This is a genomic window from Bartonella vinsonii subsp. berkhoffii ATCC 51672 (assembly GCF_902825225.1).
Taxonomy (GTDB): domain Bacteria; phylum Pseudomonadota; class Alphaproteobacteria; order Rhizobiales; family Rhizobiaceae; genus Bartonella; species Bartonella berkhoffii.
Genome location: NZ_CADEAK010000373.1, coordinates 1 through 379, shown reverse-complemented (window position 1 = coordinate 379; position 379 = coordinate 1). Strand labels below are relative to the sequence as shown.

The window sequence follows — 379 nt, the reverse complement described above, 5'->3', positions numbered from 1 at the left end:
ATCAAAATTTTGAACTTTGACAGTATGGAGTGCAATTTCAGTGACATCACCATCTACATCCAGACTGGGGATTTGAATCCAATCGCCAACACGAACCATATCGGTAGATGAAATTTGAATGCCTGCAATGAGAGAAAGGAGTGTATCGTGAAAAATCAACATCAAGACAGCGGCCATTGCACCAAGACTGGATAAAAGGATAAGAGGTGAACGGTCAATTAATGTTGCTACCATGAGAAGCGCAGCTACAGTAAAAAGCGCAATTTTGGCAATTTGAATATAGCCTTTTATTGGTTTTAACCGCGCTGTTGGTTGTTGTTCGTAGAGGATATTAATAACATTAAGGAAAGAAGAAATTGCGAGAACAGCAAAAAGAATA

Annotated in this window: 1 protein-coding gene; it reads right to left on the bottom strand. The window is 38.8% G+C overall.

Annotation, left to right across the window (positions count from 1 at the left end):
* The coding region (locus tag J7R10_RS09665) for a mechanosensitive ion channel family protein (protein ID WP_208436558.1) at positions 1-379 on the bottom strand (379 nt) is incomplete at both ends.